The organism is Cellulomonas timonensis (assembly GCF_900046455.1).
In the GTDB taxonomy this organism is placed as follows: domain Bacteria; phylum Actinomycetota; class Actinomycetes; order Actinomycetales; family Cellulomonadaceae; genus Cellulomonas_A; species Cellulomonas_A timonensis.
Genome location: NZ_FCOT01000005.1, coordinates 1 through 1,565, shown reverse-complemented (window position 1 = coordinate 1,565; position 1,565 = coordinate 1). Strand labels below are relative to the sequence as shown.

Genomic DNA, 1,565 nt, shown 5'->3' with positions numbered 1-1,565 from the left:
CGTCAGATGTGGAGAAGAGACAGGTGTGCGCGCAGGGGGTCGTGGCGGGGGCCGGCGAGGCGCGCGACATCGCGGACGCGGTGCTGGCGGGGAAGCTGACGGCCTGAGGCCGCGGCAGTGCGGCGGGCGCCGAACGTGTGCGGGCACCGAACAACGGCGCCCTCGCGGACGCCGTTGCCGAACGGACGACGTGGGAGGTATCAAGCGTGCACAGTGATTGCCGCTACGGGGCAAGCCCGGTCGACATGTCCGTACGGGGACAGTTCGCGCGTGGGTTCCCTCACGTCATTCTGTTGTGATCCCTTGGTACTCCTGGTCACGACGCGATTTCAAGGGACGTGCCGCATTTGTGCGGGTTGGGGCCACTCTCGGGTCACATCGCGGATGCGGCGTCCGGATGCCGGACATCAGCGTCGGCGTCGGGCCTTGGCCACCAGCCGCCAGACCAGGAGCGCCGCCCCCAGCAGGGCGATCACCCCCGTCGCCGCCATCGTCGAACGGCCCGGGCTCAGCAGCGAGCGCAGCGCCACGGGGCGGGTGAACGTCAGCACGTCCCAGCCCTCCTGCGCCGCCAGCCTGCGCAGCGCCCGGTCGGGGTTGACCGCAGAGGCGTGCCCGACCGCGCCCAGCATCGGGGCGTCCGTGATCGAGTCGGAGTACGCGTAGCTCGCCTCGAGGTCGTAGTCGTGCCGTGCCGCGAGCTCGCGGATCGCGACCTCCTTGTGCGGGCCGTACGCGTAGAAGTCGATCTCGCCGGTGTATCGGCCGTCGGCCACGCTCATCTGCGTGGCGATCACATGATCGGCGCCGAGCAGCGCTGCGATGGGGCGCACCACCTCGCCGCCGGACGCCGAGACGATGACGACGTCCCGCCCCGCGGCATGGTGCTCCTCGATCAGCGCCACCGCCTCCGCGTACACGGCGGCGTCGATCGACTCGTGCAACGTCTCCTCGACGATCGACGAGACCAGCGCGACATCCCAGCCGGTGACCATGCGGGACAGCTCGCGGCGCAGCCGCTCCGTCTGGTCGGCGTCGGCTGCGCCCACGAGGTAGAAGAACTGCGCGTACGCCGTGCGCAGCACCGCCCGCTTGGTCAGCAGCCCGCCCGCCAGGAACGGCCGGGAGAACGCGGTGGCCGAGGACGTGGCGATGATCGTCTTGTCGAGGTCGAAGAACGCCGCGGCGCCGGGACGCGGGGCGCCAGGGCGCGCGAGGGGGAGTGGGGCGGAGACGCGCGCGGGCGACGGCTGATCGGCCGCGCCTGCTGGCTCCGTGGCCATGGTTCCTCCCTCGACGGTTCCTCGCCCGACGCCGCCGAGCCTAGTGGGAGGCGTCACTCCGCGCCCCACCCCCAGGCGCCTCGCGGCGAGGATCCGCCACAGGCGGGGAGCTCGGCGGGCGGGGATCGGCAGGTCGGCGGCCACAGGCGGGGGGGGGGGGGCGGGGGGGGGGGGGCGGGGGGCGGCCGGGGGGGGGGGGGGGGCGGGGGGGGGGGGGGGGGGGGGGGGGGGGGGGGGGGGGGGGGTCCTTTATACAACTCCCGGGCCCACGGGGAGGGGGGA

Annotated in this window: 1 protein-coding gene; it reads right to left on the bottom strand. The window is 73.7% G+C overall.

The annotated features are described in order from the left end of the window. Positions 1-407 precede the first annotated feature (407 nt). The gene (locus BN3788_RS00090; RefSeq protein WP_082812442.1) at positions 408-1,283 is read right to left on the bottom strand and encodes an HAD family hydrolase; all 876 of its coding nucleotides are present in this window, start codon (positions 1,281-1,283) and stop codon (positions 408-410) included. Positions 1,284-1,565: the final 282 nt, after the last annotated feature.